This is a genomic window from Streptomyces sp. NPDC014991 (genome assembly GCF_043080665.1).
In the GTDB taxonomy this organism is placed as follows: Bacteria; Actinomycetota; Actinomycetes; order Streptomycetales; family Streptomycetaceae; genus Streptomyces.
In genome coordinates, this window is record NZ_JBIBVY010000038.1 from 25,094 (window position 1) to 32,594 (window position 7,501).

Genomic DNA, 7,501 nt, shown 5'->3' on the forward strand with positions numbered 1-7,501 from the left:
GTCTGCGCCCGCCGGCCCGGGCCGGGAGGACGGCGCGCGTGTGCCGCCGCCCGTGCCGGGCGGTCGAGGTCCGCCTCCGGCCGGCCGGCGCCCGCGCCGGCGCCGGTCGGCGTGGGGTGACTCAGTCCTGCGGCCCGGCCGGTGCGTCCGCCCGTTCCTCGCCGCCCTCGTCCCGGACCGCCTCCAGCACCTGTGCCGCCTCCGACCGCCGGGCCCGGACGGTCTCGTCGGCGTCGTCGGCGCCCTCGTACGCCGCGAGCACGGCACGCGCGTGTGCCGCCGCCCGTGCCGGACGGTCGAGGTCCGCCTCCAGCCGGCCGGCGCCCAGTTCCGCGCCGGTACGGCTGTGCAGCCCGGCCGCGCCGAGTGCGCCGAACACCGCCGCGGCGCGGGTCATCTGCTCCAGCGCCGCCTCCAAAGCGGCGCGGGTCGCCGGATCCTCGGCCTCCTCGGACGCCGAGCGGGCCAGTAGCTCCGCGAACTGCCGGTGGGTTCCGCCGAGTTCGTCGGTCAGTTCCTCCCGGTCCGCCGGGCCCGCCGCCGCCAGCGCGGCCTCGCACTCCCGCACCGCCTGTGCCATCAGCGTGCGGGCGTCCCGCGCACCGCACTCGCCGCGCAGGGCCAGCCAGGCGCGGGCCCGCAGCGAGCGGACCAGGAACGGCGCGTTGCCGAGCGCCCGCCACAGTTCGCCCGCGCGCACGTAGGCCCGGTCCGCCTCGTCCGCCAGGCCGGCGCTGCCCAGCGACTCGGCGGCGAGGTGGGCGAGCGTGGCGTGGTCCTGCTGTTCGGGCCAGTGCCGGGCGATGTCGGCGGCCTTCAGCCGGTGTTCGGCCGCGGCCCGGTGTTCGCCCAGCTCACCCAGACAGTCCCCGAGCCACCACCGGGTCTGGACGACCGCCCCGTCGCCGTGCGTCTCGGCGCTCAGGTCGGCCAGCGCCGACTCCAGCACCTCGGCGGCCTCCGCGTACCGGGCCTCGCGCAGCAACAAGCCGCCCAGCTGCTGCCGCGCCCAGGCGCCCAGGGTGCCGCTCTCGCCGGCCTCGTCGGCCCAGTGCGCGGCCTCCATCGCGTGCTCGGCCGCCTCACCGGCCGCGTCCCGGCCGCCGAGCACCTCTGCGAGCTGAAGGTGCAGCTGAGCCCGTCCGACCGGCTCCACGTACGGCCCGCCGTGCTCCAGGGCCGCCCGCAGCGCCCGTTCGGCCCCGGCCAGGTCACCGGCCTGGTGGGCCAGCGCGGCGACCTGCGCCTCGTACTCCACCGCGAACCACGGGAGCCCGGCGGCCACGTACGCGCCGGCGGCCCGCCGGAACAGCTCCGCCGCCCGCCCGGCGTCCCCGCGGAGCCCGGCCAGTTCGGCGAGCATCGCCCGCGCCTCGGCCGCCCGCGCGGCCGGCCGCACGTCGTCCCCGCCGTGCCCCTCGACGAGCGCCAGCACCTCTCCCGCGGCCGCCTCGGCGTCCGCGACGACGTCCTCGCCGATGCCCGCGTCGTCCCGGCCGGCACTCTCGTGCACCCGCCGCATCAGGATCCGCGCCCGGCTCATCACCACCGACGCGGTCTGCCGTACACCGGTGCCCGCGTCGGCGTACAGCGCGAGCACCTCGTCGTACAGGCCCGTCACCGTGTCCAGGGCCGCGTCGACCTCGCCCGCCAGCGCGCGGACGTACGCCCCGCGCGCACGTGCCGCCAGTGCCTCGCCTGGGTCGCCCGCCTCGGCGTACAGCTCCGCCGCCCGCTCGAACAGGGCGGTCCCCTCCGCGCCCAGGGCCATCGCCTCGTGGTCGGCGATCTCCGCGCGGTCACGCGGTTCCAGCGCGGCGCCGTCCCGTGCGGCCCGTGCCACCGCCGCCCACGCCTGGAGGGCGTGCGGCCGCAGCGTGTCGGACAGCCGCCGCGCCTCGGCGAGCAGGGCCGGCAGCCCGGGCCCGGCTGCCTCCTCGGCGGTCTGCTCGCCGGTGCCCCGTGCGGTCTCCCGCGTGGTCCCTGCGGGGAGCGGGGGAGGGGCGGCCACCGGCGCCGTCGCGGGCCGCGCCGCCCGTACCCCCAGCGGCAGCCGCTCCACCAGCGGGCGCTGCGCCATCCGCGCGCGGATCCGGTCACCGACGGACGAGGTGCCGTTGCGCCGGTCGAACCGGCCGGCCAGTTCCGTCGCCTCCACGCGCGCGTGCCCGGCGAGTTCCCGCGCGGTCCAGGTCCGCCCGGCCGGCCCCGGTACCTGACGCTCGCCGAGACCCAGCCCGGTCAGCCGGTCCATCAGCAGCGTCACCACGGCCAGGAAGTCCAGCCGGCTGCGCGGATGCCCGGTGTCCGTGAAGTACGCCGGCCGCTCGGCCAGCAGCTCCAGACCGCGGGCCTCGTTGCCGGTCAGCGCACAGAACTCCACGTGGTCGGCGTACGCGCCACGCATGCTCTCCATGGGCCGCACCAGCCGGAAGCCGCGCAGATGGTGCGCGCGGGCCTCCTCGACGCGGCCGAGACGCAGCAGCGGGGCCAGCGAGGCGGCGAGCACGGTGTGCGGCTCGTGCGCACAGGCGAACTCGCCGTCCAGGACCGGCCGCCACAGCTCCAGCGCCCGCGCGTCCCGGCCGCACCGCACCTGCCAGGCGCCCTGCCCGCGCAGCTCGCAGGCGTGGCAGTCGGCCATCCGGTCCCGGTCGGCGGCCAGCCACGCGGCGTACGCCCGCTCCGCGCGCGCGAGGTCCCCGACGTGCGCGGCCACGCTGAACTCGGCGCTGTGCACGGCCCGTTCGGAGTGCCCGGCGAGCCGGTAGCGGTGCTCCATCTCGCCGAGCCACTTCTCGACCGAGACGAGCGGGATGTGCGGCTGGTCCAGCATGCCCGCCGACATCCACTTGAAGAACCAGTGCAGCGAGTGCGTCTCGTCCTCGTCGAAGTCCTCGGGCCGTTCGTCCCACATGCGCAGCAGCCGCGCGAACGGGACGAACATCCGGTCCTTCTCGGAGCTGTAGTTGTAGACCCTCAGCAGGTGCCCGAGCGCCTCGATCACGGCGAGCGGGATCTCCAGCCGCTCGGCCTCGGCGAGCAGCTGCTCCGCGCGCGCGTTGCGGGCCGGGCCCTCCGGCTGCCCGGAGTTCTCCGCCAGCGCCTGCCGCAGCGCGTCGAGGTCCGCGACACCGCTCATCGTCCGTCACCCTCCCCATGGGTCGCCCACGCGAGCAGCCCGATGAACGCCCGGTTGAGCAGCGCCGAGTCCGCCGGGCGCAGCGGACGCTGTGCCATCAGCAGCGCCTGCCCGTACAGCGACTCGGTCGCGGTGGCGATCAGTTCCGGTTCCCTGAGCGCACCGATCCGCCGGACCAGCGGGTTGAGATGGTTGAGCACCAGACGCGCGCGCGGGGCGCTGCCGCGCAGCGAGCCCAGGATGCCCGCCCACAGGTCGTCGGCCCGGTCCTCGGCCGCCGCGCGGGCGTGCTCGTGCCGGGCGTCCCGGTCGTCCAGGTGCAGCGCGGGCACGGACAGCGGATGGAACGACCTCAGTACGACGTCACAGCCCAGCGGATCCAGTGTGGCCCGCGCGGCGGCCAGGAACCCGGACAGCGCCAGCTCCTCAGCCGGGCCGACCGCGTCCAGGTGCGCGGTCACGGTCTCCGCGTCCAGTTCGGCGACCACCGCTCCAGGCAGCACCAGCGGCAGCGCCTGGACCAGCTCGCTGTCGTACGTGTAGCCGCCGTTGACGACCCCGACGCCCTGCGCCGAGGCGATCGGCGCGACCTGCCGGAACTCCTCCACCGTCCGCGTGAAGTGCACCACCGGGTGCCGTCGCGCGAACTCCGCCAGGGACAGCTGCCCGTCGGTCGTCTCGAACGGCAGCCACGGCAGCATCGTGCGCAGCATCTCCCGGTCGTGCCGGGCCAGGGACTTCACGCCCAGGTGGTGCACGGCCAGGAACGCCGCCAGCCGCTCCGATTCGCCGGCGGCGAGTCCGGTCAGCCAGGACCGGATCCGTTCGCCGAGCGCCTCCCGCACGGCGGCGAGGGTCTCGTCCTCGTACAGCGACTCGCGCGAGGCGGTGGGCCGCAGGCTGTCGGTGTCGAGCACACAGCGCACGAAGAACGCCCAGTCGGGCAGCAGCTGTTCGGCCCGCTCGGTGAGCAGCATGCCCTTCAGGTGCACGCGGTGCGTCGCCCGCTGGGCCGGGCTGACCGCCGACGGCAGCACGTACGCCACCCCGCGGATCCCGGCCAGCGGCACGTCCAGGTCGATCGAGTCCAGCGGAGTGAAGCCGAACAGCTCGCGGCAGTGCCGGGCCAGCGCCGCCCTGCGGCCGGCGGGGCTCGGGTAGGTGCGGTCCCAGGGCGCGGGCAGCTGCGTGACCGGCTCGTCGCCGACCCGGACGTCGTACGGCAGCAGCGCGCCGAAGTCCCGGGCCAGGGCGAGGACCCGCTCGGGCGCCAGCCACTCGGCCGCCCCGGCCCGCGCCGTCAGGTACACGGTCGTGCCCGGCTCGGGCCGCTCGGCCCCGGGCAGGGTGCGCACCGTGTACGAGCCGTCGTCGCTCGCCGTCCATTCCACCGGCGGTGCCTGTGGCGTGCGGGCGCTGCGGCTGACCACCCGGATCCGTTCGGCGACCACGAAGCAGGCCAGCAGACCGATGCCGAACTGGCCGAGGAACTGCGACCGGGCCTCCTGGAGGCCGTCGGCCCGCTTGGAGCTGCGGCCGATGGTCGCCAGCAGGCTGTGCACGTCCGACTCGGTGAGCCCGACGCCGCTGTCCTCCACCCGCAGCGTGCCGTCCGCCGCGTACAGCCGGATCCGCGCCGGGGCGTCGGGCTCCGCGGCCCGCCGGGCCGTGACGGCGTCCACGGCGTTCTGGAGCAGCTCGCGCAGATAGACCTTCGGACCGGAGTACAGATGATGGGAGAGCAGGTCCACCAGGCCACGCAGGTCGACCTGGAAGGTGTGAGGTGGGTGAGGCGACTGGGATGCCTGGGACGGCTGCGAGGTGTGGGAGTCCATCGTCACTGCGCCGGAGGGGGAGTGCGTGCGGCGCGGGGTCGGGCGGTCCCGGAGGGGTCGGTGACCGCGAAGGATGGCCGGAGCGGGCCATCCTAGAGCCGAAACAGCCTACCTGACCAGGGATTTCCCGGACGAGTGCGACGTGTCGGAAAGAATCCGGGGGCAGCGTCTACGGCATTGTCAGTGCCGTGGTGTGCAATGGATCTCGTGCCCGCACTGGAAGAACCACTGAAGCAGCCCCTGAAGTCAGTGCTCGGCCCCGCCACCGCGAAGGTGATGGCCGAGCACCTCGGCCTGCACACCGTCGGCGACCTCCTCCACCACTACCCGCGCAGATACGAGGAGCGCGGTCAGCTCACGCACCTCGCCGACCTCCCGATGGACGAGCACGTCACGGTGGTCGCCCAGGTCGCCGACGCCCGTCTGCACACCTTCGCCTCCGCCAAGGCCCCTCGTGGCAAGGGCCAGCGCCTGGAGGTCACGATCACCGACGGCAGCGGCCGGCTCCAGCTGGTCTTCTTCGGCAACGGCGTCCACAAGCCCCACAAGGAACTGCTGCCGGGCACCCGTGCGCTGTTCGCCGGCAAGGTCTCCGTCTTCAACCGCCGCCTCCAGCTCGCCCACCCGGCCTACGAACTGCTCCGGGGGGACGGCGAGGAAGGCGAGGAAGCGGTCGAGACCTGGGCCGGCGCCCTCATTCCCCTCTATCCGGCCACCGCCAAACTGGAGTCCTGGAAGATCGGCAAGGCGGTGCAGACGGTCCTGCCCAGCGCCCAGGAGGCTCTCGACCCCCTCCCGGACGCCCTGCGCGCCGGCCGTGGTCTGCTGCCCCTGCCCGAGGCCCTGCTCAAGATCCACCGCCCGCACACCCGGGCCGACATCGCCGAGGCCCGCGCCCGCCTGAAATGGGACGAGGCCTTCGTCCTCCAGGTCGCCCTGGCCCGCCGCCGCCACGCCGACACCCAGCTCGCCGCCGTGCCCCGCGTCCCCGGGCCGGACGGCATCCTCGCCGCCTTCGACGATCGCCTGCCCTTCACCCTCACCGAGGGTCAACTGAAGGTCTCCCAGGAGATCTTCGACGACCTCGCCACCGCCCACCCGATGCACCGGCTGCTGCAAGGCGAGGTCGGAAGCGGCAAGACGATGGTCGCCCTGCGCGCCATGCTCGCCGTGGTCGACGCCGGCGGCCAGGCGGCCCTGCTCGCGCCCACCGAGGTCCTCGCCCAGCAGCACCACCGCTCGATCACCGAGATGATGGGCGAGCTGGCCGAGGGCGGAATGCTGGGCGGCGCCGACCGCGCCACCAAGGTGGTCGTGCTCACCGGCTCCATGGGCACGGCGGCCCGCCGCCGGGCCCTGCTCGACCTGGCCACCGGCGAGGCCGGCATCGTCATCGGCACGCACGCCCTCATCGAGGACCGGGTCCAGTTCCACGACCTCGGCCTGGTCGTGGTGGACGAACAGCACCGCTTCGGCGTGGAACAGCGCGACGCACTGCGCGGCAAGGGCAAGCAGCCCCCGCACCTCCTCGTCATGACGGCCACCCCCATCCCGCGCACGGTCGCCATGACGGTCTTCGGCGACCTGGAGACCTCGGTCCTCGACCAGCTCCCGGCCGGCCGCTCCCCGATCGCCACCCATGTCGTCCCCGCCGCCGACAAGCCCCACTTCCTGGCCCGCGCCTGGGAACGGGTCCGCGAGGAGGTGGCGGGCGGCCACCAGGCGTACGTCGTCTGCCCCCGCATCGGCGACGACACCGAGGAGGCGGCCGGCTCCAAGAAGGGCGGCGGGAAGAAGTCCCCCGAGGACGAGGCCGACAAGCGCCCGCCGCTCGCCGTCCTGGAGGTGGCCGACGAGCTGGCCCGCGGCCCCCTCCAGGGCCTCGCCGTCGAGGTCCTCCACGGCCGTATGCACCCGGACGACAAGGACGCCGTGATGCGCCGCTTCGCCGCCGGCGAGACGGACGTCCTGGTCGCCACCACCGTCATCGAGGTCGGCGTCAACGTGCCCAACGCCACGGCCATGGTCATCATGGACGCCGACCGCTTCGGCGTGTCCCAGCTCCACCAGCTGCGCGGCCGGGTCGGCCGCGGCTCCGCCCCCGGTCTGTGCCTCCTGGTCACCGAGATGCCCGAGGCCGCCGCCGCCCGCCAGCGCCTGAACGCGGTCGCCTCCACCCTCGACGGCTTCGAACTCTCCCGCATCGACCTGGAACAGCGCCGTGAGGGCGACGTCCTCGGCCAGGCCCAGTCCGGCGCCCGCTCCAGCCTCCGGGTCCTGGCGGTCATCGAGGACGAAGAGGTCATCGCTCAGGCGCGGCAGGAGGCCACGGCACTCGTGGCGGCCGACCCCGGCCTCGAGCGCCTGCCCGGCCTCCGCACGGCCCTGGACGCCCTCCTGGACGAGGAGCGGGAGCAGTACCTGGAAAAGGGCTAGGTGTGTTGTCCCGGGACGTTGGTGACACGCGGGCTGGGTGCTTGAACAGGTGAGGGCCTTCTGGGTTCGGTGTGGATTGCGACATCTG

The 7,501-nt window shown here is 74.8% G+C and carries 3 protein-coding genes; 1 reads left to right on the forward strand and 2 read right to left on the reverse strand.

Annotation, left to right across the window (positions count from 1 at the left end):
• Positions 1-121: 121 nt before the first annotated feature.
• Both ACF1BE_RS34265 and ACF1BE_RS34270 read right to left on the reverse strand, forming a co-directional pair.
• A complete protein-coding gene (locus tag ACF1BE_RS34265; protein ID WP_392202893.1) occupies positions 122-3,142 on the reverse strand; it encodes a tetratricopeptide repeat protein in 3,021 nt (1,006 codons plus the stop codon).
• On the reverse strand, positions 3,139-4,977 hold the full coding sequence (locus ACF1BE_RS34270) for an HSP90 family protein (protein ID WP_392202894.1): 1,839 nt from the start codon (positions 4,975-4,977) through the stop codon (positions 3,139-3,141). The genes ACF1BE_RS34265 and ACF1BE_RS34270 overlap by 4 nt, the downstream gene beginning before the upstream one ends.
• A 198-nt stretch (positions 4,978-5,175) precedes the next feature.
• Here ACF1BE_RS34270 and recG point away from each other — a divergent pair, with 198 nt between their 5' ends.
• Positions 5,176-7,413, forward strand: coding sequence for an ATP-dependent DNA helicase RecG (recG, locus tag ACF1BE_RS34275; protein WP_392202895.1), 2,238 nt, complete (start codon positions 5,176-5,178; stop codon positions 7,411-7,413).
• Positions 7,414-7,501: the final 88 nt, after the last annotated feature.

What these genes read in the sequence shown, in the direction of transcription:
- ACF1BE_RS34265 (WP_392202893.1), bottom strand. Translation starts at nt 3,142, where the DNA reads ATGAGCGGTGTCGCGGACCTCGACGCGCTGCGGCAGGCGCTGGCGGAG.
- ACF1BE_RS34270 (WP_392202894.1), bottom strand. Translation starts at nt 4,977, where the DNA reads ATGGACTCCCACACCTCGCAGCCGTCCCAGGCATCCCAGTCGCCTCAC.
- recG (WP_392202895.1), top strand. Translation starts at nt 5,176, where the DNA reads ATGGATCTCGTGCCCGCACTGGAAGAACCACTGAAGCAGCCCCTGAAG.